We start from the raw sequence: 25849 nt of genomic DNA, 5'->3' as shown, positions 1-25849 counted from the left end.
CCTCTACTGTAAATAATATCTTCTCATCCATATAGAGATACCGATTCGAGATAAGAGAATGTACACAGTACCCAGAAACAGGGCGACAAAAACATAAGGAAATACAGTATTACCCACAAAATATAATTTCTCTATGCCTATAAGATTATTGATAAAGTTCTGGGGCATGAAGACCATCACTTTTTCAATCAGCGCCCCCCTCCCCATCTGATAAGTATTTACGAGATAAAAATAAATCAGTGAAAGTGCTAATACCAGTTTCCCTCTTTTAAAAACCACTGACAAAAACAGGATAAGATGCGTCACGACAAGTGTGGAAAAGTATCCCATGGAAATATAGAGTAACCCCTCTTGAAGCTGATTCATAGAATAAAATGTAATTGTTCCGATTTGAACCGAAGAGTCCCAGCCGTGCAGCGTATACACTGCGGTAATAAACAGCAGTATGATCGCAATATACACAAAATAGGCTATCGTAGAAAACACACAAGCGGCACCAAGCTTGTAGCTGAGCAGCCTCCTCCTGCTCTCCTTGGTGGATAAGGTCACCTTGTCAATTCCTTTGCTGCTGTTTTTGGAGAATCCCTCGCATAGGATAAAGGCCAAGAACATGAAGAAAAGGTAGATCGTATTTAATAAACCTATTTTCAGGTACTCCCAGCCACTATCGTATTTGAATAAAAATGGGGTGGGTACTTTTTGCATTTTCTGGGATATGATTTCGATTTGTTTCTCTGTATAAGGAAATAGATTTTGTTCAGTGGATAAATATTCGGTAAAACTGCCCTTCCAATCTACATAAAAATTGGCGAGCTGCTCATCCGTTAAATTTAAGCTGTTATCGAGAACACGGTACTTTATATATGGAAAGTTCAGTTCCCAGTTCAGCGCATCGTGAGGAAAAGTTAATCTTTTTCCCAACTTGCGATCTGTATCCACTTCGCCTTCAATATAAGGTTTGTCCACGCTGTTTTCGTAGTTTTGTTTCATTTGTAATAAATAATCCGTCGTCATCGTGCCCTCAACCGTGCGCTCCCTTAAAATTTTCCAGCCTCCAAGACCGCTATGTATGGTTCCCTCATCATCCAAGACATCTATACTCTTGGCGGTTTGAATCCAGGGGATCAGAATAATAGTGAGAAAGAGTAGGCTGATAATTACTGTATTTTTATTTAATATTTTTTTCAGTTCTAATGGAATGAAATTACGCATGGCTCCCACTCCCTAAGTAGATGTAGTAATCTTCCAGCGTGGGCTCGCATACGATTGCGCCTGATTCCTTTTCTCCCAAGTAACGGACATTAACAACGTTTTCTTCCTGCCGGATCCGTACGATCAGGTGCTTCTTTTTAAAGGAGGCCAGTCGCTCTCTGTCCATCTCCTCAGTAAATACTTTTCCTTTAATCCCGGATAACATCTTTTGCACATTACCTTGCTCTTTAATTTTCCCCTGATCTAGGATGATCACATTGGTGGTAATTGCTTCGATATCCGAAATAATGTGGGTAGAAAACAAGATGATCTTGTCCTGTCCCATTTCGCTTATGATGTTTGAAAAACGGATTCGCTCATGGGGGTCAAGCCCAGCGGTGGGCTCGTCAAAAATTAATATCTTCGGATCGTTAATAATGGCTTGGGCAATGCCCACCCGCCTTTTCATCCCTCCGGAAAAGGTTTTGACCTTTTTATTAGCAACATTCTCCAGGTTGACAAACTGTAATACCTCTGGAACTTTGTGCTTCAGTTCTTTTTTTGACAACCCCTTCAGTGCTCCCATATATTCCAGATATTCTGTTGCTGTAAACGCGGAATAAACCTCGAAATCCTGGGGAATATATCCCACAAGATTCCGGTAGTCGTCGTTCATATGGAAGATATCCTTGCCGTTAAAGGTAACCTTACCACTAGTTTGATGGTCAATTGCCACAAGAATTCTCATCAAGGTGCTTTTCCCTGCCCCATTATCTCCCAAAAGCCCATACACACCTTCAGGCAATGTAAAATTTAGTTCACTGATTGCCCGTTTCATTCCAAATGTTCTTGTTAAATTCTCCGCTTTAATTTCCATCGCTAATTTCCTCTCTCAATTGATATACGTCTCCTTCCGAGAGAACTTGCCATTCTTCTCCCGTAGACTTTCTACCTAACAGGAGGTTGGTATATTCTCCGTCCAGCTTTTTCACTTCCCATGCGAACAGATTTTCATTTTCGAATCCTGCTATGATACCTGTTTTTTCTTCCTTGTATAGAATATTTTGGATTCTCGGATCATCAGTGTTTCCCCTAGTGCCATTGTCCGCTGGTTCGGGAAACCGATCTGAATTTTCTCTCATGTATGCATCAACTGTTTTGTAGATGCCTGTTATATCCTCGATAGAAAGAGATGGAACTTCTATTGTTGGCCTAATTGATGACTCTTTTCTTCCTTGCTCCCGATAAGTTCTTTCATTTTTTTTCCTCCCTTCATCAAGACGTTTGTCCAAGGCAATATCCTCAAAAGTCCTTTTATCATCTAACGTTGCATCCTTTGGAGTTTCCTCATTGCCCGGACTCTTATTCTCTGACTTTACATCCTTCGGATTATTATCTAAGATAATTAAATCCTCTGAGATGGTTTTATCATCCTGTATGCTTGCATATTCTGAGTAGCTGCTTCGATTTTGGAAGTAGAGGCTTCCTCCAATCAAAATGGTTATAGTTAATACAAACATTAAGATTTTTTTCACTAAGACACCTCCATTTTTAATATGTAATTCTACATTTTATCGTTTATTTCAACTGACTTAATTTTCCGTATAAATTTAATTTATCACCAATTTTCTCAACTTCCATTTTATACCTATTCTTCTTGGTACAAATTATAGATTGAACACCTTAAAAATCTAGGTGTGTAGATCTTAAATTTTTATTAACAAATGGTTGTCAATGGTATTATGAGTAAAATCTCCTGAATGATAGATCTTGGGATCAGTCTGTAGCCGAATTTTTTGTATGACCATTTCGCATCACTATAAAAAATTGAACAGCTTCATCCGAAAAAATCGGTAATTGAAAAGATAAAGAGAACAATAACAAATAAAACTTCCGTTTTATTGAACAGTGGTATTATCCCCTTCAAGTAGACACTCGAAAAAAAATACATGTTATCATGGAGATTCGAGTAACACTTGGAGGGGATATTTTTATGGCGAAAAAAGGACAAACATTTCAGATGTATACAGAAGCATTTAAATTAAAGGCGGTTAGAACCTACTTAGATGGATCATCTAGCTATACGATCATAGCTGAACAACAAGGTATCCGTAGTTGCACGCAATTGAAGGTTTGGGTGAGAAAATGGAAAAACGGAGATTCTTTCGATGAACGTAAAAATGAGGAAAAAGAGATGAATCCTGGGAAAGGTCGCTCTCGCACGTCCTTTGGTAGTGTCGAAGAAGAAAGTGACTACCTGAAAGCGCAGGTGGATATTTAAAAAAGCGGTATCCAAATCTAATAAAGGAGAAGCTCCCAGGCAGCGAGAGAACTACGCTACCCGCATCATATTACAGACCTCTTAGCGATTGCAGGGATATCACGGACCAGTTACTACAAATGGCTAGCTACATAGCCTAAGCGTCAGAGCCAGGAATGATAAAAATCAAGAGATCAAGGAACACATGATGGCCATTCATTTTTCGCATCCAGATTTAGGCTATCCTCGCATTTCGACTGCCTTGTAGGAGGCAGGCTTCAACGTGAATCACAAGAAAGTATGGCGAATCATGAAAGAACTATCGATCAAATCTATCATTCGAAAGAATCGAAGACAGTCTAGTTATACCCTTTCTATCGTTTTCCCGAATCGCTTAAAACGTAAATTTCATGCCACAGCACCACAGCACCACAGCAAAAAATGGTAACGGATATTACCTATATTTCGGACGGAACTAACTTTCATTACTTATCCGTCATACAAGATCTATTCAACAACGAGCTTGTCACTTTGCAATTGTCAGAACGTAACGATGTTCAACTCGTGTTGGATACGGTCACGAAGTGGACAAGAAAAAGAGACGTACATTGGAAGCCGTGCTCCATTCGGTTCAGGGCTTCCAATACACGTCTCAGGCATACAATACAGGATTAGAGGTATTCGGCATTAAAGGCAGCACTCTCGCAAAGCTACCTCCCTAGATAATGCATGTTTCGAATCCTTCTTTTCGCATCTCAAAACAGAGAAGTTGTACCTCAAACAGTATAATTCAAGAGCGGAAATATCACCGCTTTCAAGCAAAACTATCGGTGCGCGCTGGCAGCATAGCTTTTTTCATTTGTCTACTTGACAGGGGTATGACCAATACTCAGAAAATAAAAAAACTTGTAAAATTGCTGGAAGCAATCTTACAAGTTTTTTTCGATATACCGGTGAGAGGACTCGAACCTCCACGGTTTCCCTCTCGATTTTGAGTCGAGCGCGTCTGCCATTCCGCCACACCGGCAAAGTATTAAGTTAAAATATGGCGCGCCCTGAGAGATTCGAACTCCCGGCCTTTTGATTCGTAGTCAAACGCTCTATCCAGCTGAGCTAAGGGCGCAAAATTTATATGGAGCGGACGACGGGAATCGAACCCGCGACCCTCGCCTTGGCAAGGCGATGCTCTACCGCTGAGCCACGTCCGCACACGGTATGTATTGATGTCCGACTCACTAAAGAAGTGAGCCATGAAGGACTCGAACCTTCGACACCCTGATTAAAAGTCAGGTGCTCTACCAACTGAGCTAATGGCTCATAAAGCAAGAAAATGGCGGAACCGACGGGATTCGAACCCGCGGTCTCCTGCGTGACAGGCAGGCATGTTAGGCCAACTACACCACGGTTCCAGAAGAATAATTGCTTAATGAAAATTGGTTGCGGGGGCAGGATTTGAACCTGCGACCTTCGGGTTATGAGCCCGACGAGCTACCGGGCTGCTCCACCCCGCGTCAGTAAAAAAGTATTAATTTCCTTTGATTCCCCGGAAAGTATCCGGAATCCTCAGTGAAGCATTAACTTCACTTTTGGGGATGTGTTATGGTGGAGGCTGAGGGGATCGAACCCCCGACCCTCTGCTTGTAAGGCAGATGCTCTCCCAGCTGAGCTAAGCCTCCATGTAAAGAAGCAACTTAATTATCATAACATAATCAAATCTGTAATGCAACCATTTTTTCTAGAAGTCTAATGCCGTTTCAAGAAGAAATGGTGACCCGTATGGGATTCGAACCCATGTTACCTCCGTGAAAGGGAGGTGTCTTAACCCCTTGACCAACGGGCCGTTTTAAAAACAAATTGTTTTGACAACAAAAAAGATTATATCATGTATTATTAAGTATAGCAATACCTAAACTAATTATTTTTCTTTCTACTCTTCACTAGGTAATAGATTGATATGAAGCTTTTGAGCTATTATCTCAACAATTTCACCCGTAGTTCTATCATTCGTGTCTAGATGCTGCTTAAACACCTCGTGATCAAGCCCTGTGATGCACCTGTCGATCTGCTGAGCAGCCCAAGAGTCTTTTCATTCACCTCTCGCTTAATCTCTTAAGCAAGGTCTCTCGGGAGGCACACAAACTAAAATGATAAAGCTTTATACCTCCATCCATTAACTTGCCGATGATTTCCCTGCAATAATCCGGATTCATTAGGGTCATAGGCACGATAATTATTCCATCATATTCGCTAGCTATGTTTTTCTTCGATACATTTCATATGCGGTTTGTGTCTTCCCTGAACCAAAAGCACCATTGATCCATATAATCATGATCATTTGCCTCCGTGAACTAATTTTCATTCGAAGAAATCACTCACAATGATTGCCTATCCTTATAATAAGCGGATAAATATCATACAACAAAAAGACCACTGTCGATAACTCAACAGTGGTCTTGCGTGCTTGGCAACGTCCTACTCTCCCAGGACCCTTCGGTCCAAGTACCATCGGCGCTGGAGGGCTTAACGGTCGTGTTCGGGATGGGTACGTGTGGAACCCCTCCGCTATCGCCACCAAACGGGCATTTGCGGTACAAATGCATTATTCAGGTCTCAGCATCGCCAAATGCTGAAAACAAATTCATCATCAAACAGTCACTTGGACTATATAAATCTGAGCTTGATTCCTGAAAACTGAATCCGAAACGAATTTGCATTCTACGTATAGGATAAGCCCTCGACCGATTAGTATTGGTCAGCTCCATGCATTGCTGCACTTCCACCTCCAACCTATCTACCTCGTCGTCTTCAAGGGGTCTTACTAATTGGGAAATCTCATCTTGAGGGGGGCTTCACGCTTAGATGCTTTCAGCGCTTATCCCGTCCGTACGTAGCTACCCAGCCATGCTCCTGGCGGAACAACTGGTGCACCAGCGGTACGTCCATCCCGGTCCTCTCGTACTAAGGACAGCTCCTCTCAAATTTCCTGCGCCCACGACAGATAGGGACCGAACTGTCTCACGACGTTCTGAACCCAGCTCGCGTACCGCTTTAATGGGCGAACAGCCCAACCCTTGGGACCTACTTCAGCCCCAGGATGCGATGAGCCGACATCGAGGTGCCAAACCTCCCCGTCGATGTGGACTCTTGGGGGAGATAAGCCTGTTATCCCCAGGGTAGCTTTTATCCGTTGAGCGATGGCCCTTCCATGCGGTACCACCGGATCACTAAGTCCGACTTTCGTCCCTGCTCGACTTGTAGGTCTCGCAGTCAAGCTCCCTTATGCCTTTGCACTCTGCGAATGATTTCCAACCATTCTGAGGGAACCTTGGAACGCCTCCGTTACTCTTTAGGAGGCGACCGCCCCAGTCAAACTGCCCGCCTGACACGGTCCCCGTACCCGGTAAGGGTACTAGGTTAGAACCTAGATACGATCAGGGTGGTATCCCAACGGCGCCTCCACCGAAGCTTGCGCTCCGATTTCTACGGCTCCCACCTATCCTGTACAGATCGTACCCAAATTCAATATCAAGCTGCAGTAAAGCTCCATGGGGTCTTTCCGTCTTGTCGCGGGTAACCTGCATCTTCACAGGTATTAAAATTTCACCGGATCTCTCGTTGAGACAGCGCCCAAGTCGTTACGCCATTCGTGCGGGTCAGAATTTACCTGACAAGGAATTTCGCTACCTTAGGACCGTTATAGTTACGGCCGCCGTTTACTGGGGCTTCGGTTCATAGCTTCGGGTTACCCCTAACCACTCCCCTTAACCTTCCAGCACCGGGCAGGCGTCAGCCCGTATACTTCGCCTTGCGGCTTCGCACAGACCTGTGTTTTTGCTAAACAGTCGCTTGGGCCTTTTCACTGCGGCCCCCTCGTGCTATTCACACTACCGGGGCACCCCTTCTCCCGAAGTTACGGGGTCATTTTGCCGAGTTCCTTAACGAGAGTTCTTCCGCGCGCCTTAGAATTCTCTTCTCGCCTACCTGTGTCGGTTTGCGGTACGGGCACCTTCTCCTGGCTAGAGGCTTTTCTTGGCAGTGTGAGATCATGACCTTCGCTACTATAATTTTCGCTCCCCATCACAGCCCAGCCTTAATGATGTGCGGATTTGCCTACACATCAGCCTCACTGCTTAGACGGACATCCATCAGTCCGCGTCACTACCCTCCTGCGTCACCCCATCGCTCATAGCGGATTACGGTGGTACAGTAATTTCAAACTGTTGTCCTTCGACTACGCCTTTCGGCCTCGCCTTAGGTCCCGACTTACCCTGAGCGGACGAGCCTTCCTCAGGAAACCTTGGGCTTTCGGCGGATCAGATTCTCACTGATCTTTTCGTTACTCATACCGGCATTCTCACTTGTGTAGTGTCCAGCGCTCTTTTCAGTACACCTTCAACCCCTACACAACGCTCCCCTACCCCAGATACATACGTATCTAGCCATAGCTTCGGTGGTGTGTTTAGCCCCGTTACATTTTCGGCGCAGAGTCACTCGACCAGTGAGCTATTACGCACTCTTTCAATGGTGGCTGCTTCTAAGCCAACATCCTGGTTGTCTGTGCAACTCCACATCCTTTCCCACTTAACACACACTTGGGGACCTTAGCTGATGGTCTGGGCTGTTTCCCTTTTGACAATGGATCTTAGCACTCACTGTCTGACTCCCGGCAATAAGTATATGGCATTCGGAGTTTGACTGAGCTTGGTAATCCTTGCGGACCCCGCACCCAATCAGTGCTCTACCTCCACTACTCTTATACCGAGGCTAGCCCTAAAGCTATTTCGGGGAGAACCAGCTATCTCCGAGTTCGATTGGAATTTCTCCGCTACCCCCACCTCATCCCCGCACTTTTCAACGTACGTGGGTTCGGGCCTCCAGTGCGTGTTACCGCACCTTCACCCTGGACAGGGGTAGATCACACGGTTTCGGGTCTACGTCCACATACTCAATCGCCCTATTCAGACTCGCTTTCGCTGCGGCTCCACCTTCTCGGCTTAACCTTGCATGTTAAACGTAACTCGCCGGTTCATTCTACAAAAGGCACGCCATCACCCATAGATCGGGCTCTGACTTTTTGTAAGCACACGGTTTCAGGTTCTATTTCACTCCCCTTCCGGGGTGCTTTTCACCTTTCCCTCACGGTACTGTTTCACTATCGGTCGCCAGGTAGTATTTAGCCTTAGCAGATGGTCCTGCTGGATTCATACGGGGTTTCACGTGCCCCGCACTACTCGGGATCCGTCTCGGAGAGAATACAGTTTAGGTTACAGGGCTTTTACCTCTATCGCGGGCCTTTCCAGACCTCTTCACCTACCATATTCCTTTGTAACTCCATGTGAGACGTCCCACAACCCCTAAGAGCAAGCTCTTAGGTTTAGGCTGTTCCGCGTTCGCTCGCCGCTACTGACGGAATCACTATTGTTTTCTCTTCCTCAGGGTACTTAGATGTTTCAGTTCCCCTGGTCTGCCTCTACACACCCTATGTATTCAGGTATGAGTAACTGCGAATTACCACAGCTGGGTTTCCCCATTCGGACACCCCCGGATCAAAGCTTGCTTACAGCTCCCCGAGGCAGTTTCGTTGTTCGCCACGTCCTTCGTCGGCTCCTGGCGCCTAGGCATCCTCCGTGTGCTCTTATTAGCTTAACCTTGATTTTTCCGAAGAAAAATCTCACTAATAACATTTACTTGTTTGCACAAGTTGCTAAAAGATGTTCTAAAACGCAAATTCGTTTCGGTATCCAGTTTTCAAGGATCAAGTCTTACTTGAGAGCTTAAACTCTCAAAACTGAGCAACGAGTGAGTAACAGGCCTAAACCTGAGTTTTGGAAGCTTAGCTTCCGATTTGAATGTCCTCATTGCAGAGAACGATTCTCCATAGAAAGGAGGTGATCCAGCCGCACCTTCCGATACGGCTACCTTGTTACGACTTCACCCCAATCATCTACCCCACCTTCGGCGGCTGGCTCCCTTGCGGGTTACCCCACCGACTTCGGGTGTTGTAAACTCTCGTGGTGTGACGGGCGGTGTGTACAAGACCCGGGAACGTATTCACCGCGGCATGCTGATCCGCGATTACTAGCAATTCCGACTTCATGCAGGCGAGTTGCAGCCTGCAATCCGAACTGAGACCGGCTTTGATGGGATTGGCTCCACCTCGCGGCTTCGCTTCCCGTTGTACCGGCCATTGTAGTACGTGTGTAGCCCAGGTCATAAGGGGCATGATGATTTGACGTCATCCCCACCTTCCTCCGGTTTGTCACCGGCAGTCACTCTAGAGTGCCCAGCATTACCTGCTGGCAACTAAAGTTAAGGGTTGCGCTCGTTGCGGGACTTAACCCAACATCTCACGACACGAGCTGACGACAACCATGCACCACCTGTCTCCTCTGTCCCGAAGGCCGCTGCTATCTCTAGCAGATTCAGAGGGATGTCAAGACCTGGTAAGGTTCTTCGCGTTGCTTCGAATTAAACCACATACTCCACTGCTTGTGCGGGTCCCCGTCAATTCCTTTGAGTTTCAGTCTTGCGACCGTACTCCCCAGGCGGAGTGCTTACTGTGTTAACTTCGGCACCAAGGGTATCGAAACCCCTAACACCTAGCACTCATCGTTTACGGCGTGGACTACCAGGGTATCTAATCCTGTTTGCTCCCCACGCTTTCGCGCCTCAGCGTCAGTTACAGCCCAGAAAGTCGCCTTCGCCACTGGTGTTCCTCCACATATCTACGCATTTCACCGCTACACGTGGAATTCCACTTTCCTCTTCTGTACTCAAGCCACCCAGTTTCCAGTGCGACCTCAGGTTGAGCCCAAGGTTTAAACACCAGACTTAAATAGCCGCCTGCGCGCGCTTTACGCCCAATAATTCCGGACAACGCTTGCCCCCTACGTATTACCGCGGCTGCTGGCACGTAGTTAGCCGGGGCTTTCTTCTCAGGTACCGTCACTCCGATAGCAGTTACTCTACCGGACGTTCTTCCCTGGCAACAGAGCTTTACGATCCGAAAACCTTCATCACTCACGCGGCGTTGCTCCGTCAGGCTTTCGCCCATTGCGGAAGATTCCCTACTGCTGCCTCCCGTAGGAGTCTGGGCCGTGTCTCAGTCCCAGTGTGGCCGTTCACCCTCTCAGGTCGGCTACGCATCGTCGCCTTGGTGGGCCGTTACCCCACCAACTAGCTAATGCGCCGCAGGCCCATCCCTCAGTGACAGATTGCTCCGTCTTTCATTCTTCTCTCAGGAGAAAAAAGAAATTATCCGGTATTAGCTACCGTTTCCGGTAGTTATCCCAGTCTGAAGGGCAGGTTGCCTACGTGTTACTCACCCGTCCGCCGCTAAGTTACTTTGAAAGCAAGCTTTCAAAGTAACTCCGCTCGACTTGCATGTATTAGGCACGCCGCCAGCGTTCGTCCTGAGCCAGGATCAAACTCTCCAATTAGTATTGAAAAGAGCGATATGCTCATTTTGAAACATCTGACGAGAAAATTAATTCTCTAATTTTGGATATCACTTGCGTGATTTCCTACTCACTCGTTGTTCAGTTTTCAAAGATCAAGTTCTCGTTGACGCCGCTTAATGTCTCAGCAGCAACTCTTATAATATATCATGCTTTCTGATTTATTGCAACTCTTTTTTTCAAAGTTCTTTGCAATCTAATTCAGATTAACATTCACCAACCGAAAGCTTTATAGATCCTCTTTGCGACTGGATTTATAATGTACCATATATCCCTATATAAAAACAATACTTAAAAATTTATATTTTATAAATAAGTGCTTTTGCCCCACTTTATTTAACATCTTTTATCCCTATTTACCTATAAAAAACGTGTAGATTCTAAGGATACAGAATCTACACGTGTGTCCGGACAGCGGCTTGTTATATAAATTTATTAGTTTGAAATCCAAGGATTTCTACGTTTTTTAGTACTCGCTGCTGAACCTTGAGATTTCGTAGCAGTTTTGCTTTTCTTGCTACTAGGTTGACCTGAGGTCTTTGCTTTTTTGCCTGTTGCTGTTTCCTTTGCTACACTCCCCTTATTCTTGAGAGAAGCGTTAGAAGTTAACTCATCAGTCTCTGTTCTAGCCGCTTCAGGAGATTCCTGCACGAACGCTTCAGGTTCTTGAATTTCCGGCACCCGATTATGCTGCGAATAATTACCTATCCCTGGATACTGCGGATTGGATGGAATATTAGAGTTATCCTGTCCGCCAAATGCTCCAAGCGTAGAAGTAGGAACCATTCCCTGATTAGGCATTCCTGCTCCATATGCAGAAAAAGCGTTTGGATTCCCATATTCAGGATAGGTGTTGTATACAGGCATGTCATATGAATAAGTTTGCACTGGTTGAATATGCACGCCTCCGCACCCACAAGTTGGCCAAGGAAGGTTCGGCGTCTGTCCTCCATATTGAGGAACAGCATACGGGGAGAAATCCCCGCCTACGTTCATGCCAGCAACATTAGCCTCCATCGGATTCCACTGTCCTGGAGGGGCAGCATTGGGACTCCATTGTTCTGGGCTTATGTTAGGCGCTGCATTGGGATTCCACTGTTCCGGGCTTATGTTTGGCGCGGCATTGGGATTCCACTGTTCCGGGCTTATGTTTGGCGCGGCATTGGGATTCCACTGTTCTGGGCTCATATTAGAATACATATTGCCCGAAAAATAACATGGGGAAATACATTCTGGTGCATAAGCCATTGGCTGAACATAACTTGGTGCCCAGTTCATGTTCATATTAGGGCTATTTTGATATGAATCATAGAGATAAGGATTTCCTCCCAAGCCCGGGTATCCGTTGGAATTATCCCATGAGCAATCATTGTCTGCTTTCTTCTCAGCTTTAGGTGCTTCTTGTTGAGCAACCGGTTCTTGATTTGGAACCGTAATCTGAACAAATAAACTCTGCATTTCAATTTCTTGCACTGGAGCAACTTCCATTTGCATATTAGGCGCAGGATTTGGTGCAATATTTTGTGTATTAATAGGGGCGATGTTTAGCGATGGGTGTGGTGCAGAATTAGATTCAGGTGAGATATTTGTCACTGGTTTAGGTGCTGGTTTAGCTTCTGGCTTTATTTCTGGTTTAGTTTCCGGTTTAGGTGCAGGCACTACTTCAGCAGCAGGCTGTTCTTTGGGACCTGTATATTCCTTGCCACCCACTTGTGTTTTCTCTGAGGCGTTAGAAGGTGTATACCCAGGCTGTGTGGGTGAGGTATTGGATACTTTTTTAGGGATATTAACTACTTCCCCTAGCATAAGTACATTTGGATTCTTTAATTGGGGATTGGCCTCAACCATATCCTTTAAAGGAATTCCCCAGGCTTTAGATAATTTCCACAAGGTATCTCCTTGTTTAACGGTGTGCTTGTAGTAAACTTCACTGTTCTCCGGTACGGATACTGGGGCCGTAGGTATTTTTACTTTGTCTCCAACCGCTAATACGTTCGGATTACTGATCTGCGGGTTAGCTTCAATAAGTTTTTGTAACGGCACTCCGTACTTTTGCGATAATGCATACAAACTATCGCCTTGTTTGACAATGTGTATTTTCACGTAGCATTAACCTCCTAAAAGTTTTGTGGAGTATTGCTTTCTTTACAGCTACACAGCAAAACTGACTTCGAAAGCAAACACCCTTTTCATGGAACATTGCTCTCTTACAAAGTTATATGCGGTACAGCCGCCTCCTTCGTTACTACATCTTATGCAGCCCATGGGCGAATGACATCCCCGAAATAAAAAAAATCCTTTCATGATCCATGAAAAGATTAACCGGAGACTCCCGTTTTCTTCTGCATGTATGCATAAAAGGACTTCTGATGCGTATTCAATGCTATTTACGTTGTATGATTAGTCTTTATTCCCAAACCTTATAGCCATCTTTATCAACCACATTACGGAACTCTTCGAGCAGCTTCAAAGTGATTGGACCCGCTTGTCCCTCACCAATGATCCGGCCGTCAATTTCACGTGCAGCAATAACTTCAGCAGCTGTGCCAGTGAAGAACACCTCGTCCGCTATATAAACATCATGCATTGTGAACGGTTCTTCTTTCAGTTTAATACCTAATTTCTCGCAGAGCTCAATAATCGCCAGACGGGTAATTCCTTCAAGGGCTCCCAAGTAACATGGAGGAGTGAAAACTACACCATTTTTGATGATGAATATGTTATCGCCCGATCCCTCAGTAACATAACCTTGAGCGTTCATCATGATTGCTTCGTCGGCTTCTGCCAAGTTGGATTGGATTTTTACTAGGATATTGTTTAGGTAATTAAGCGATTTGATCTTTGGATTGAGTGCATCCGGAATATTACGGCGCTGGGATACAGAAACTGCACGAAGTCCGTTCAAATACGCTTGTTCTGGGTAAATAGCCAGTTGTTCAACGATAATAATTACACTAGCTTTTGGACAACGGCGCGGATCAAGACCTAAGTTCCCTGGTCCCCGGGAGACGATCAGTCGAATATAGCCGTTACGCATGTCGTTAAGACGAATCGTTTCAGCCATAGCTTCCAGCATCTCATCATACGTTAGCGGAATGTCCAGCATGATCGATTTTGCCGAATCATACAGTCTGTCCAAATGCTCTTTACATTTAAAAATATTGCCGTTATAGATACGGATACCTTCAAAAATACCGTCTCCATACAAAAAACCGTGATCAAAAACGGATACCTTTGCATTTTCCTTCGTTACGTGTTGTCCATCCAAATAGATCCATTGCTCAGCCATGAATTTACTGCACCTCCGCTTTCTCTTCCTCATAGGTGTATGTGGGATACGAGCCCAGAATCCTTACCTGACAGCCTAAAGCACTAATTTCTTCAATAGCCCCTGGCAGCAGAACAGATTCTATCGGTTCCAGCACATCAATATAAAAATAATAAGTACCCAGCTTCTTCTTCGTTGGTCGTGATTCAATCCGCGATAAATTCAGTTTCCGCCAGGAAAAAGCAGCAAGCACCTGATGCAAGGCACCTGGAAAATCCTCTGGCAGCGTTACTAGAACACTCGTCTTTACTCCGGTGCTGCTCCGCGGAAGATTTATCTTCTGTGGGCCGACCAGGACAAACCGTGTGTAGTTGTTGTTGTGATCTGTAATTTGCCGATCTACAATCTCCAGCCCATGCGTAGCGGCGCCAAGAGCGGTACCGATAGCAGCCCAGCCCTTGCCGGGATTGTTTTTGACGATTTCCACAGCTTCAGAGGTGCTTCCGACCGACTCCAGTTCAGCCCAAGGGGCATGCTTACGAACAAATTGCATGCATTGTGCCATTGCTACGGGATGCGAAAGGATTTTTACCATCTTGGTGAAATCCTTGTTGCCGTCTGTATCTGTGAATTCCCTTGGGTTACCGATAAGATTCTGTATCGATGGAAAAATCCATTCCGTCTGCATTGGCAGATCCACTTCATTGATGAGCCAATCGATGTGAAGACTAACTGAGCCTTCAATGGTATTTTCAATCGGAATCACGCTGTAATCGGTCATACCACCCGCCGTAGAGAGAAATACATCGGAAATTAACTTGTGATGTACAAGCTTTACAGGTTCACCGTTAAACAAATGCAGCAGCGCTTCGTGGGATACCGAGCCCTGCGGCAATACCGCTATTGATTTCATGACCGTACTCCTTTTATCATATCCAAAAATGATACGTTTTGCATCTCGTTTATTTCGAGCAGCTCTGTAGTCACTCCAGAAGCACAAGGTGTTAACCAGCAGGTCCGAGCGGAAATGCCATGTTCCTGCATCGTATTCTTCAAGAAGGCCTCAAGCTCACGCTTGCGGGTCTCTTGGCGATCCACTAAACATAGCAGAGTCGGTCCCGCACCGCTAAGTGCGATTCCTAAAGCACCGTGTTCAGGAGCTTCTGCGAGCAGCTTCTCCATGCCCGGTATAAGCGGTGCACGATACGGCTGATGCAGGCGATCCTGCATCGCTCTGCTAAGCAGGTCAAGCCGGCCTGATGCCAGCGAAGCCGTCAATAGAGAGGTTCTGCTGATGTTGTACACAGCATCACTAACTGAGATTTCTGTTGGAAGCAACCCCCGCGCTTTTGTGGTTTCCAGTTCGAATTCAGGAATAACCACCAGCACCTCAAGATTTTGTGGTGGTTCTAGCCGAACATAATCCGCATGTTCACCATCCCACACGGCAGTAATAATGCCGCCAAACAAGGAGGCACCCACATTATCGGGATGTTTCTCAAGCTGGGTAGCCATATCAAACAGCTTAGCATTATCCAGCGGAGAGCCAATCATTGTGTTCGCTGCGGCCATTCCGCCAATAATAGCTGAGGCACTGCTGCCGAGTCCGCGCGTAAGCGGAATCTCCGAGTACATGGATATCGATAATTCAGGCACCGTAACGGCTGCCTCTGCAAATACCATTTGAGCGACCTTATAGAGTAAATTGCTCTTATCCTGAGCCACTCCATTCATCTCGTCACCATACAGATGAAAAACAGTCTCCTCTGCTTCCTCCATCTCAATCCAGGCATATAGCGGCAAAGCCATACCTAGAGTATCGAAGCCCGGACCAAGATTGGCAGTACTAGCAGGCACTTTAACCCTAGCTCTTCCGTAAATACTCATAACAGGTACAATCTCCTTACTATGTTTTGAAATATGAAAGTATTAGTTCAGTGACGTGGTTAACCTTCCACTCGATAATGGCTCTTGATCCGGCGGATGACTTTCAGCTCCTCGAAATGGCGCAGCACTTTGTTCATGCTTGCTTTACTAGCGTTATGAGTGACAATAATGATCTCCGCATCAGGATTATTGGGATTGGCTTGCTGAACTACTGAATCCAAACTTACATCATATTCGGCAAACACTTGAGTAATCTTAGCCAATACCCCTGCTTTATCATCAACATGCAGAAGCAAAAAGTTTTTATAAAAAATAGCTTCATCACTCTTAAGCTTTTTCTGTTTGTAAGGTACTTTTTGCTTCAATCCATTAACACCTAGTTTAAGGTTCTTAATGACAGCTACCAAATCAGCTACCACTGAGGTTGCAGTTGGCATAGCGCCCGCACCCGCACCGTAGAACATAGTCTCTCCCACTGCTTCCCCGTATACGTAAACTGCGTTGAACACGCCATTGACGGAAGCCAAGGGATGACTAGCCCGAATCAAGGTTGGCTGAACACTGATGCTGAATTCTTCATCCTGACGTTCAGCGATGCCTAACAGCTTAATTTCATATCCGAGACGTTTCGCAAAGGCGATATCCGCCTTACTCACCTGAGAAATCCCACTCACACTTACATCATGCAGCTCCACGTTAGTACGGAAACCTAAGGTTCCGAGAATCGCCATTTTGCGGGCTGCATCCAGTCCTTCCACATCCGAGGTTGGATCAGACTCTGCGTATCCCAGATCCTGCGCTTCTTTTAACACATCATTATAGGATGCGCCTTCTTGGCTCATTTTGGTTAGTATGTAATTAGTCGTTCCATTCACGATACCTATAATTTTCATAATCTTATCCGAGGAAAAGCCCTCGATAAGTGTGCGGATAATCGGAATGCCTCCTGCAACGCTAGCCTCATAAAAGACATCACATTGCTTCTCCTGCGCCTTAGCAAGAATCTCTGATCCGTGCAGCGCCATCAAATCCTTGTTCGCAGTTACGACATGTTTACCGCGTTCCAAAGCTTCAAGAATATATTCTTTGGTTCCCGCGATTCCACCCATAACTTCAACGATGACATCAATTTCAGGATCACGAATCACATCCCATGGATCTGTCGTTATTTTAGCAGGATCAACCTCGATTTCGCGTGGTTTATTAGAATTATTCACAGCTATACGTTCAATGACAATTGAAGAGCCTACCTGGCTGCTTAAATCCTCTTGATTCCCTTCCACGATACGAACTACACCTGTGCCTACTGTTCCCAGGCCCAGCAACCCCACTTTAACCGGCTTCATCTGTCTCCTCCTAAAAGTTTACGAATATAGTTCCTATCCCTGTCCAACGATTAAAGCTCGCTTCACTCCTGGAATCTCTTTCAGACTATCCAGCATCTCCCCGAGTTCCTCATTTAAGTGTGAAATTTCTACGGAGATCACCACATTTGCCCGCCCTTGCAGCGGAATACTCTGGTGAATCGTCAACACATTAGCCCCATGTCCCGCTACAGAGCCTAGTACCTTGGAAAGCATTCCAGATTCGTGCTCCAAATCCATGGAAATCGTAACGATCCGCTCCCGTTCGAGCTGATGGATCAAATGAATTCCATCCTTGTATTTATAAAAAGCGCTTCGGCTTAATCCCACCTGCTCTACACCTTCATTTACGGTCTTCGCATCCCCGGCCTCAAGCAATTGTTTAACCTGCATAGTCTTAAGTACAGCATCAGGTAATATGTCCTCCCGGACCAAATAATAGCGTTCTTTCACGAACGTCCTCACCTCAAAGACTTTTGTGTTTTCTTAGTGGACATTATATCGGAAAAAGCCTGTAAATTGCAATAACTTTATCTGGATACTCTGAGGTCGGGGAGTTAGACGCAATAAAACCCCCGGATTCCCGGGGGCAGTTGGCAATCGTATGTACACTAACTGTATGGAATCGTCGTCCCGCAATAGTCACAGATTTTATCCTGCCCTGGAAGTACTCTACTCTTAGCACCGCAACTCGGACAAACGATGGATTTGGGCAGTTGGACAGGTGGTTTAGGCCTATTCTCCGGCAATGACTGCCGCCCAGATGATGGCTGGTTCTCTGATGCCGCGGAGGGCTGTGCCCGGTCAGGATGCACAAGATTGGGCGGTTGTTTATCTAAGAGCTTAACACGTCCTTCATAATAGACAAGATCAGAAGCAAGTAACCCCCATCTCACTAAATACCGTAGGTCTCTACGTACATCATCTTCACTTTGTTTCGTGATATCAGCTAAATTACCGATATGTCTAACATCATCCACTATGATCAGCATGAGATACTTCTTGCACAGAAAATCAAAGTTTTCTGTTGCGAAGGTAGCCCTCCCTGCAAAGCTGTCCGCCGGAATTATAAAGATCAAGTAGAGGACCACCAGAATGATCAATAAAGTGAACCACTTAAAATCCCCTTTGTAGGTCCCCACGGCGAAGAGGACGGCAAGTTCCATAAAAGCTCCCATACATACATGATAGAGCAATTTATAGTTAAATGATTTCCGCTCATTCTTATAATGAGTGCTTACAAAACGAAGCATCGCAAGTACAAACCCAAGCGGAGCAAACAAATAGGCAATCGCCATGATGATTCGATCAAACACTGTCCGGTCTCGCTTGTTACGATAGCGAAGGTTATTCTCAGGCGCACGCACCAGTGCTTGTGCCCGTTTAGAATAAATAAGCTTCGGCGGCAATTTTACAAATGGGTTATCTACACGTCCTTCATAATAAACAATATCTGGAGAAAGTACTCCCTGATCTTTTAAATATTCCAAAACCTCGCGGACGTTCTCTTCACTGAATCCGCGAATATCGGATAGGCTGCCGATATGCCTTATGCCGTCCACAAGAACCAATGCGATATAGTCATTGCAAAGATAGGTGAATCCCTCTCTCCATCCTACGGCTCTAACGGATAATTTGATGGCGGGAATCCTAAACAATGCGTAGATAATCACCAGCCTGATCAAGAGTGCGACATAATCGATTTGACCGAGTAGCTTGCTAATAATGAAATAGATCGCCAATTCTACAAAGGCACCCATACACGCATGATAAAACAGGTTAATATTGCTTGCTTTGCGCTGTCTCTTGGAATGTGTAGATAATAACCGAATGGCAGCCAATATAAAGCCAACCGGAGCAAATACATACGCAAACACAATAGTCGTATAATCAAACGCCGTCCGCTCATATTCATGCTTGTACACGGGTTTTCCCGATGTCGGCGGCTGTCTGCGTATATCCAATCCACTCATTTTGTCTTTAATCCCCTTATTTATGTAATCCTATATGCGATGCAGCTAATCTATTGGTTGACGGCATTAATTGTACGGGATCTTCGTTCCACAGTAATCACAGCTTTTAGATTGGCTTGGGAGCACAGTATTCTGGGCTCCGCACCCCGGACAACGGATAGACTTAGGCAGTTGCGGTGGAGACTGAGGCTGCGCAGGTATCTGCTGCCCCGATGCTTGGGTTCTCCCCGTTCCTTCGAAGCCCGAAGTACTTCCAGGGTAACCTTGATTAGCTGCTGATGACTCTGGCGTCTGGCGCCCTTCGGATAACGAGATATCAATATCAAGCAGTCCTTTATCCTTCAGATACTGGACATCTCTTCGTACATCACTTTCACTTTGGCCTATTCGTTCAGATATACTGCCAATATGCCGGATATTCTTATTTTGAATCAGCTCTATATAAGAAGTGTTAAGCTTAGAAAGGGTATATTTAGCTTTCGCTGTCACACTGGCCAGTATAAAAGCTGGAGTCAAAAACATGATTGCAATTAAAATAAGCGTTGATACTAATTCAGAAGTTCCAAATTCCCCATTGAGCGCACTAGAAAACATGGCAATAGAAAGTTCAACAAACCCACCAATAAATACATGCATCAGCAGGTTGAGGTTAGTCGGTCTGCGGTAATTTTTGTAATGCGTTGTCATCAAACGTAACAAGGCAAGCACAAGTCCAACGGGCATCAGCAGATAAGCCGCCGCGAGAATAACATAATCAAACCCGGTACGTTCGTATTTAAGCCGGGGAACGGCTGCATTTCCTCTCGGGAGCGGTGACGGCTCTTGTAGGTTCAAACTGTTCATGTAGTAAACTCCTCCTATTTAAGTGCCGCTAATTCACGGTTACGCCGCTGAAGTGTAGACTTTATGCTCTCTGACATCTCATTTATTTCTACCTGCCAGCCCTCATGTGGCTCTTGGGTCGCCAGCAGTAGCTTCACGTGATCATGTAACAAGGAAATCTGCTGCTGCAGAATATCCTCTGTAGCATATAAAGACGGTTCTGATATCGGATCACTGTACTTAAATTTTTCCTCCAACATATCTAGCACGTTCACTAGCTGCCCAGATTCGGAATTCTTCCAGCTACTAGCCAGCTCACTCATTTCAGTTAATTCGTTCTGATACCGCCGAAACTTTTGTAAAGACTTTTGGGCTTGCTGTTCCCCTGCCCCGGCATTCCACCCGTAAAGCCCTATCGCGGCCAAAGTGATCGCCCCTAACACAAGAATCAGCAGTTGTTCGGCTGCGTACCACAAGGCGAGTAACTCCAGCAGCCAATCGAATAATAAGGCCGATACAAATACGATCGCTGCATAGATTCCCGTAATGATTGCACCGCTGATAAGAACAGGCGGAGTCTGCTGAATGCTACTTGCAGTTCGGAGCCAAAAAATACAATAGCCATAGATTACACTCTCTGCTAGCAGAACCGCGGATAAAGAAATTATGAACCGAAACAGTGAGTCGGAGAAACCTAATCCAATAAACGAGAACACTGTCAGTACTATAGCTACCGCATAAATGACGGTAATAATGTATATATATCTCCTGCTTTTGTTCATTAGGTCCTCCTTAGCCTGCTTTTGTTCCGCACTCTGCACAGAATTTTTGTCCAGCTTTCAGCTCATGTCCACAGCCGCTGCATTTAATCACCATGCTGTCTCCACAATGAGGACAGAATTTCACCCCTGGCGCTACCATAGTCCCACATTTACCGCAAGCTTTAGGCATTTCTTTTCCACAGGAGACACAAGAAGCCGCTCCCTCAGGATTATCTGCTTTACAGGATGGGCAAGCACGATAAGGATTTCCGCAACCTGGACAGAACTTAGCTCCCGCATTTAGTTCATGCCCACATTCAAAACATTTGATCTTGTTCGCAGACGGAGAACCTTGCGGGTTGCCTCCAAGCGCCTGCCCACAACCGCTGCAGAACCGTCCCTCTACTGGATTCATAACTCCACACTTAGAGCAGGAACGCTGCTCTTGACGTATAACTGTAGTCCCTGAATCCAAATTCATCCCTCTAGTCATACGGTTCACCATATCCATAGCCGGTCCAGCAAATCCCATTCCAAGTCCAAGCCCCATCCCGGTGTTCATCATGCCCACTCCAAGATTGCCGGGATTACCTGCCGCTTCTTCCATCGTGTCAAAACCACGCTCCTGCTGATAGGTGAATCCGATGATATCCATTTCTGCTTTTTTAGCCAAAGCTTCCTTCAAACGAATCGTTGCCGGATCATCCTCTGGAATATTGATCGAATCAATATAGAAATTATTCAGCTCAATGCCATTATCCAAGAAAGCCGAGGCTAGTCGGCCCTGAATATGTTTGGAGATCTCTGCAACATAAGCATTAATCTCCAGTATGCTGATTTGCTTGTGCACAAGGTAAGAAGAAATAAGTTCATTTATATTCGACATCAGCAGTCCGCGGAAATAACTGATAAGCGTTTCATGATCAAACTGCGGGAGTGTCCCTACGAGCTTCAGCAAGAATTTTCGCGGATCATCGATTTTTACACCAAACTGCCCAAAAGAGCGAACAGAAATCATGATTTTGTATTTAGGATCCTGAAGCTGTAAAGGCGAGCTTGTTCCCCATTTGACATTCATCGAATTCGTCTTATTCACATACCATACTTCAGCCGTAAATGGTGATTTTCCACCAAAAGGAAGATTAACGATATTGGATAAAATAGGTATATTAGCGGTGCTAAGGGTGTGCCGCCCAGCTGTAAAGGAATCAAGCGCTTGTCCGCCCTTGAATAGAATCGCTTCCTGGGATTCATTAACGATTAGTTGTGTCCATGTTCCCAGCTCCTGGTTAGGATATTTCCATGCAAATATACCTGGAGGACCGTCATACTTCACCACTTCTATAATTGCCATCTGCTATTCCTTCTTTCATTATCTTATATATAAATAACGTGTATGCTCCCAAATGGGAATTAGTGTATTTCGATATTTATTGTATACGATATATATCGTGTTTTGGGTTCTTTTATTGAAAAAAATTACTGATCTCCTCACAAAAAAAGCGCCAACTATGCCATCCCTTTACAGGAAAACCATAGTTGGCGCTTCATAGTCAGCTAAATATTAATAGTAGCTGCTGTTCTCAACGAATTCGAATTCGAAATCAGCGATACGGACAATTGTTCCTTCTACAGCACCGCGTTTACGAAGCTCTGCATCTACACCCATATGACGCAAAGTCCGTGCCAGCTTGAGAATCGCATCATGTGTGCTAAGCTGCATGCGCTTCAGCATACGTTCGATACGTGGGCTTGTGACCACAAATGCCTCGTTATCACGTGTAATAGTAAACGAATTATCTTCTTCTGCTTCCAGCTTATACACCTTACGTTCAGTAGTTTCAGCAACTTCCTCAACCACCGGAGCAACCGGAATACTGTCGAGAATATCCGTTGCACGATATAAGAGCTCCTGAACACCCTGACGGGTAAGGGATGAAATTGGCATGATTTCTAAATCCGGCCGCACCTCAGCTACGCGTTCACGGAAAGAAATAAGATTCTCTTCTGATTCAGGCATATCCATCTTATTCGCCGCCACAATCTGCGGACGATCGATTAGACTTGCATTGTACTGCTTCAGCTCATCATTAATTAGAACCCAATCCTCGAAGGGATCACGGCCCTCAGAGCCAGACATATCAACTACATGAATGATGATACGCGTACGTTCAACGTGACGCAGGAATTCGTGACCCAGACCTATGCCTTCACTAGCTCCCTCGATTAATCCTGGCAGATCCGCCATCACAAAGCTTCGGCCATCCCCAACATCCACTACCCCTAAATTCGGTGTAATTGTTGTGAAATGGTAAGCTCCGATTTTGGGCTGAGCTGCGGACACAACCGACAGCAACGTAGATTTACCCACACTCGGGAAGCCTACAAGCCCTACATCAGCCATTACCTTAAGTTCCATAACCACATAACGCTCTTGGCCTTCTTCACCGTTCTCCGCAAGCTCTGGTGCAGTATTATTAGCTGTGGCAAAACGGGTGTTACCCCGGCCTCCACGGCCTCCACGTGCAACTACAACCTGTTGTCCATGACGCGTCATATCGGCAATGATCTCTTGCGTATCATCGTCAATCAGAATGGTTCCTGGCGGAATACGAACGATCATATGATCCGCATTCGCTCCATGTTGGCTTTTGTTCCGTCCTTTAATCCCTTTGTCAGCTTTGAAGTGGCGCTGATAACGGAAATCCATCAACGTGCGCAGTCCCTCATCTACACGGAAAATAACGTCGCCTCCACGGCCTCCGTCACCACCGGCAGGACCACCCTCCGGTACATATTTCTCCCGGCGAAACGCAACGAGACCATCCCCGCCGTCACCGCCTTTAACATAAATCTTAGCTTTATCTACGAACATAAATGTTCACCTTCCTCACATTTCAAGCGGTAATCGCAGCTCTACATAAGCCCTGCTAGGCTTAAACTGCTCTGCTTTCATGATTTTTCCTTGTACTATATTATAAATTTGCCCTTTGAGCAGCTCGGGATTGCCATGCTCCCCCTCGCCTTCGAAGGAGATAAGAATGTCTCCTCCATCCTGAAAAAAGCCAAGGCGCAGCTTGCGCGTCTCCCCCTGAGGAGCCAGCCCGTTGTACTGATAAGCCCGTATGGTCTGCATAATCACTGAAGTCAGCTCATCTCCTGCTTCTGGATTTAGCTTGTCCTCTAGCTGCAACCCTTCCTCCACCTGAACTTCCAATTCCAGACTAGACCTGTTAGTTCGGAAGGATTGGATATAGAAAACCAATGAAGGAATGCCCAACTTAGCGATACGACTATCAAGTGCTATGCGTTCCTTTATTCTTTCCACACACTCCACGGATTTATTAGGCTTTCCAAGCTGAATATATCCGTATAGAATCTGCAAATCGTTCATCCAATCATGTCGATGATGATTCAGTGTCCGAATCGCCGCCTGTTGCAGAGTGTTCTCTTGTATACGCAGCTCCCGTTCATAATGACGCTGGCTCCAGATAAAACTGAAAGCAACGATTGCCACTACCCAGATTCCGAGTAATAGACACGTCAGAAGAGAAGTATGCCAATACAAAAGACCTAAAGGAAGCATTACGGATAACATGACTGCCCAGATTGCACTTTTCCAGGATTTCATTCTTTCTCCCCGTCCCTCAGTTCGCAAAATTCATGACTTCGTTTAGATTATTTGTTTTGTTAGTATCATTTACCATTTCCTAGTATAACACACGCGTTCACTGTAGTTCACCAGAGATAATAACGAGATTTTCACATCTATCTAACCCTTCCAACTTTGCAACACAAATAATTATGAATATTCTACAAAAAAGCCTCCGGCACTCATGCCGGAGGCTTCTACTTGCTCATATGGTCCGTAAGCTTACGCTTCCAGTGCCGCTGCTACCGGAGCGACATCAACTGGGTACACGCTCACTTTTTTACGATCGCGGCCCCAACGTTCGAACTTCACTACGCCATCCACCATTGCGAACAAAGTATCATCTTTACCGATGCCTACGTTAGTTCCTGGGTGAATTTTTGTTCCGCGTTGACGAACCAAGATGTTACCGCCGGTTACTGCTTGACCGTCAGCACGTTTCACGCCAAGACGTTTGGAATGGGAATCCCGTCCGTTTTTTGTGGAACCTACACCTTTTTTCGATGCGAACAATTGAAGATTCAATTTCAACATGTTGTCAACCTCCTTCTTTAAATATTTACTTGCTGTATTTGAATATACTTCCCGTATGATTCTGCGATATCATTCAGCATCACGACCATGGATTCAAGCAGCAATTGTACCTTCGCGGAAGTATCGAAATCTTCAACAGAACTTAATGTTCCACTTAAGAATCCGTTCTTCATGGACGTGTCCATGGAGATTCCGGTCAAGGTCTCAATCGAATTGACGGTTCCAACTGTTACAGCGGATACCCCGGCACATACGATATCTTCGCCACGCTTCGCATAACCCGCATGCCCCTTAACCTCAAAGCCAACGATAGTTCCTAGATCCGATAATCGTGTAATCCGCACGCTAATCATTAACGCACCTTCTTACGCTTGAATCTTCTCGATAGTTACTTTCGTGTACGGTTGACGATGACCTTGTTTCTTATGGTAGTTCTTCTTAGGTTTGTATTTGTAAACTACAACCTTAGCGCCTTTACCATGTTTCTCGACTTTAGCTGTTACAGACGCGCCGCTTACTAGCGGAGTTCCTGCAGTCAGACCACCATCGTTAGAAACAGCCAATACACGGTCAAAAGTTACACTTGCGCCGTCTTCAGCTTCCAACTTTTCAATGAACAAAACGTCGCCCTCTTGGACTTTGTATTGTTTACCACCAGTTTCGATAATTGCATACATTTT

20 protein-coding genes, 8 tRNA genes and 3 rRNA genes are annotated in these 25849 nt (G+C 45.5%); 2 read left to right on the top strand and 29 right to left on the bottom strand.

From position 1 onward, the window contains the following. Positions 1-3: 3 nt before the first annotated feature. The 3 genes from MKY63_RS16800 to MKY63_RS16790 are packed head-to-tail and all read right to left on the bottom strand — an operon-like array spanning position 4 to position 2726. Positions 4-1212: a hypothetical protein gene (locus tag MKY63_RS16800; protein WP_076148063.1), complete on the bottom strand. Its 1209-nt coding sequence runs from the start codon at positions 1210-1212 to the stop codon at positions 4-6. Further along, positions 1205-2068: an ABC transporter ATP-binding protein gene (locus MKY63_RS16795; protein WP_076142375.1), complete on the bottom strand. Its 864-nt coding sequence runs from the start codon at positions 2066-2068 to the stop codon at positions 1205-1207. The genes MKY63_RS16800 and MKY63_RS16795 overlap by 8 nt, the downstream gene beginning before the upstream one ends. Next, positions 2058-2726 (bottom strand): hypothetical protein, encoded by a 669-nt coding sequence (locus tag MKY63_RS16790; protein WP_076142374.1) that lies wholly within the window; start codon positions 2724-2726, stop codon positions 2058-2060. The genes MKY63_RS16795 and MKY63_RS16790 overlap by 11 nt, the downstream gene beginning before the upstream one ends. 458 nt (positions 2727-3184) lie before the next feature. Between MKY63_RS16790 and MKY63_RS16785 the strand changes: the two genes are divergently transcribed. Next, positions 3185-3472 carry a transposase gene (locus tag MKY63_RS16785; protein ID WP_339279432.1) on the top strand — a complete coding sequence of 96 codons (288 nt, stop codon included), beginning with the start codon at positions 3185-3187 and terminating at the stop codon, positions 3470-3472. Positions 3473-3734: 262 nt separating this feature from the next. Continuing rightward, the gene (locus tag MKY63_RS16780; protein ID WP_139331146.1) at positions 3735-3899 is read left to right on the top strand and encodes a hypothetical protein; all 165 of its coding nucleotides are present in this window, start codon (positions 3735-3737) and stop codon (positions 3897-3899) included. A 500-nt stretch (positions 3900-4399) separates the two neighbouring features. Here the strand turns inward: MKY63_RS16780 and MKY63_RS16775 are convergent. From MKY63_RS16775 to rplU, 26 genes are all read right to left on the bottom strand, one after another. Further along, positions 4400-4478, bottom strand: a tRNA-Leu gene (locus MKY63_RS16775). Between the two features lie 19 nt (positions 4479-4497). After that, positions 4498-4574 (bottom strand) — tRNA-Arg (locus MKY63_RS16770). Between the two features lie 10 nt (positions 4575-4584). Then, positions 4585-4659 (bottom strand) — tRNA-Gly (locus MKY63_RS16765). Positions 4660-4695: 36 nt separating this feature from the next. After that, a tRNA-Lys gene (locus MKY63_RS16760) sits at positions 4696-4768 on the bottom strand. Between the two features lie 14 nt (positions 4769-4782). Continuing rightward, positions 4783-4860: transfer RNA gene (locus MKY63_RS16755), tRNA-Asp, on the bottom strand. Between the two features lie 25 nt (positions 4861-4885). Further along, positions 4886-4962, bottom strand: a tRNA-Met gene (locus MKY63_RS16750). Positions 4963-5051: 89 nt separating this feature from the next. Next, a tRNA-Val gene (locus tag MKY63_RS16745) sits at positions 5052-5127 on the bottom strand. Between the two features lie 89 nt (positions 5128-5216). Continuing rightward, positions 5217-5291: transfer RNA gene (locus MKY63_RS16740), tRNA-Glu, on the bottom strand. 619 nt (positions 5292-5910) lie between these two features. Continuing rightward, positions 5911-6027, bottom strand: a 5S ribosomal RNA gene (gene rrf, locus MKY63_RS16735). 146 nt (positions 6028-6173) lie between these two features. After that, positions 6174-9100, bottom strand: a 23S ribosomal RNA gene (locus MKY63_RS16730). A 232-nt stretch (positions 9101-9332) separates the two neighbouring features. After that, positions 9333-10890, bottom strand: a 16S ribosomal RNA gene (locus MKY63_RS16725). The 16S, 23S and 5S rRNA genes sit together here, the layout of an rRNA operon. Positions 10891-11343: 453 nt before the next feature. After that, positions 11344-13011: a LysM peptidoglycan-binding domain-containing protein gene (locus tag MKY63_RS16720; RefSeq protein ID WP_339279433.1), complete on the bottom strand. Its 1668-nt coding sequence runs from the start codon at positions 13009-13011 to the stop codon at positions 11344-11346. A gap of 304 nt (positions 13012-13315) precedes the next feature. Then, on the bottom strand, positions 13316-14197 hold the full coding sequence (gene ilvE / locus MKY63_RS16715; RefSeq protein WP_036685189.1) for a branched-chain-amino-acid transaminase: 882 nt from the start codon (positions 14195-14197) through the stop codon (positions 13316-13318). Positions 14198-14201: 4 nt separating this feature from the next. Further along, positions 14202-15089 (bottom strand): prephenate dehydratase, encoded by an 888-nt coding sequence (pheA, locus tag MKY63_RS16710; RefSeq protein WP_076142060.1) that lies wholly within the window; start codon positions 15087-15089, stop codon positions 14202-14204. Continuing rightward, positions 15086-16063, bottom strand: coding sequence for a homoserine kinase (thrB, locus tag MKY63_RS16705; protein ID WP_076142059.1), 978 nt, complete (start codon positions 16061-16063; stop codon positions 15086-15088). The genes pheA and thrB overlap by 4 nt, the downstream gene beginning before the upstream one ends. Before the next feature lie 59 nt (positions 16064-16122). Beyond that, complete coding sequence (locus tag MKY63_RS16700; protein WP_036685184.1) at positions 16123-17409, bottom strand: homoserine dehydrogenase; 1287 nt, start codon at positions 17407-17409, stop codon at positions 16123-16125. Between the two features lie 33 nt (positions 17410-17442). Then, the gene (locus tag MKY63_RS16695) at positions 17443-17880 is read right to left on the bottom strand and encodes an ACT domain-containing protein (RefSeq protein ID WP_036685183.1); all 438 of its coding nucleotides are present in this window, start codon (positions 17878-17880) and stop codon (positions 17443-17445) included. Between the two features lie 158 nt (positions 17881-18038). After that, on the bottom strand, positions 18039-19400 hold the full coding sequence (locus MKY63_RS16690; protein ID WP_076224592.1) for a hypothetical protein: 1362 nt from the start codon (positions 19398-19400) through the stop codon (positions 18039-18041). Positions 19401-19466: 66 nt separating this feature from the next. Then, entirely contained in the window at positions 19467-20243 is a 777-nt protein-coding gene (locus MKY63_RS16685) for a hypothetical protein (RefSeq protein ID WP_036685179.1), read from the bottom strand. A 14-nt stretch (positions 20244-20257) separates the two neighbouring features. Then, complete coding sequence (locus tag MKY63_RS16680) at positions 20258-21004, bottom strand: hypothetical protein (RefSeq protein ID WP_339279434.1); 747 nt, start codon at positions 21002-21004, stop codon at positions 20258-20260. A 10-nt stretch (positions 21005-21014) separates the two neighbouring features. Then, the gene (locus tag MKY63_RS16675; RefSeq protein WP_036685175.1) at positions 21015-22337 is read right to left on the bottom strand and encodes an SPFH domain-containing protein; all 1323 of its coding nucleotides are present in this window, start codon (positions 22335-22337) and stop codon (positions 21015-21017) included. A 210-nt stretch (positions 22338-22547) separates the two neighbouring features. Beyond that, positions 22548-23858: a GTPase ObgE gene (gene obgE, locus MKY63_RS16670; protein WP_036685174.1), complete on the bottom strand. Its 1311-nt coding sequence runs from the start codon at positions 23856-23858 to the stop codon at positions 22548-22550. Positions 23859-23873: 15 nt separating this feature from the next. Then, positions 23874-24614: a Spo0B domain-containing protein gene (locus MKY63_RS16665; protein WP_036685172.1), complete on the bottom strand. Its 741-nt coding sequence runs from the start codon at positions 24612-24614 to the stop codon at positions 23874-23876. A 243-nt stretch (positions 24615-24857) separates the two neighbouring features. Continuing rightward, a complete protein-coding gene (gene rpmA, locus MKY63_RS16660) occupies positions 24858-25169 on the bottom strand; it encodes a 50S ribosomal protein L27 (RefSeq protein WP_036685171.1) in 312 nt (103 codons plus the stop codon). Between the two features lie 17 nt (positions 25170-25186). Then, positions 25187-25522: a ribosomal-processing cysteine protease Prp gene (locus tag MKY63_RS16655; protein ID WP_036685168.1), complete on the bottom strand. Its 336-nt coding sequence runs from the start codon at positions 25520-25522 to the stop codon at positions 25187-25189. Positions 25523-25534: 12 nt separating this feature from the next. Continuing rightward, entirely contained in the window at positions 25535-25846 is a 312-nt protein-coding gene (gene rplU / locus MKY63_RS16650; protein ID WP_036685166.1) for a 50S ribosomal protein L21, read from the bottom strand. Positions 25847-25849 lie beyond the last annotated feature (3 nt).

The sequence above is a fragment of the Paenibacillus sp. FSL R7-0189 genome (genome assembly GCF_037969925.1).
GTDB classification, from domain to species: Bacteria; Bacillota; Bacilli; order Paenibacillales; family Paenibacillaceae; genus Paenibacillus_AQ; species Paenibacillus_AQ odorifer.
This window is presented reverse-complemented; position numbering and strand designations above follow the sequence as displayed.

Bases quoted from the DNA above. Each gene is read 5' to 3' on its own strand.
- rplU (WP_036685166.1), bottom strand. From the start codon at position 25,846: ATGTATGCAATTATCGAAACTGGTGGTAAACAATACAAAGTCCAAGAG.
- MKY63_RS16800 (WP_076148063.1), bottom strand. From the start codon at position 1,212: ATGCGTAATTTCATTCCATTAGAACTGAAAAAAATATTAAATAAAAAT.
- MKY63_RS16700 (WP_036685184.1), bottom strand. From the start codon at position 17,409: ATGAAGCCGGTTAAAGTGGGGTTGCTGGGCCTGGGAACAGTAGGCACA.
- MKY63_RS16665 (WP_036685172.1), bottom strand. From the start codon at position 24,614: ATGAAATCCTGGAAAAGTGCAATCTGGGCAGTCATGTTATCCGTAATG.
- MKY63_RS16675 (WP_036685175.1), bottom strand. From the start codon at position 22,337: ATGGCAATTATAGAAGTGGTGAAGTATGACGGTCCTCCAGGTATATTT.
- thrB (WP_076142059.1), bottom strand. From the start codon at position 16,063: ATGAGTATTTACGGAAGAGCTAGGGTTAAAGTGCCTGCTAGTACTGCC.
- MKY63_RS16680 (WP_339279434.1), bottom strand. From the start codon at position 21,004: ATGAACAAAAGCAGGAGATATATATACATTATTACCGTCATTTATGCG.
- obgE (WP_036685174.1), bottom strand. From the start codon at position 23,858: ATGTTCGTAGATAAAGCTAAGATTTATGTTAAAGGCGGTGACGGCGGG.
- MKY63_RS16795 (WP_076142375.1), bottom strand. From the start codon at position 2,068: ATGGAAATTAAAGCGGAGAATTTAACAAGAACATTTGGAATGAAACGG.
- pheA (WP_076142060.1), bottom strand. From the start codon at position 15,089: ATGAAATCAATAGCGGTATTGCCGCAGGGCTCGGTATCCCACGAAGCG.
- rpmA (WP_036685171.1), bottom strand. From the start codon at position 25,169: ATGTTGAAATTGAATCTTCAATTGTTCGCATCGAAAAAAGGTGTAGGT.
- MKY63_RS16655 (WP_036685168.1), bottom strand. From the start codon at position 25,522: ATGATTAGCGTGCGGATTACACGATTATCGGATCTAGGAACTATCGTT.
- ilvE (WP_036685189.1), bottom strand. From the start codon at position 14,197: ATGGCTGAGCAATGGATCTATTTGGATGGACAACACGTAACGAAGGAA.
- MKY63_RS16690 (WP_076224592.1), bottom strand. From the start codon at position 19,400: ATGAGTGGATTGGATATACGCAGACAGCCGCCGACATCGGGAAAACCC.
- MKY63_RS16685 (WP_036685179.1), bottom strand. From the start codon at position 20,243: ATGAACAGTTTGAACCTACAAGAGCCGTCACCGCTCCCGAGAGGAAAT.
- MKY63_RS16785 (WP_339279432.1), top strand. From the start codon at position 3,185: ATGGCGAAAAAAGGACAAACATTTCAGATGTATACAGAAGCATTTAAA.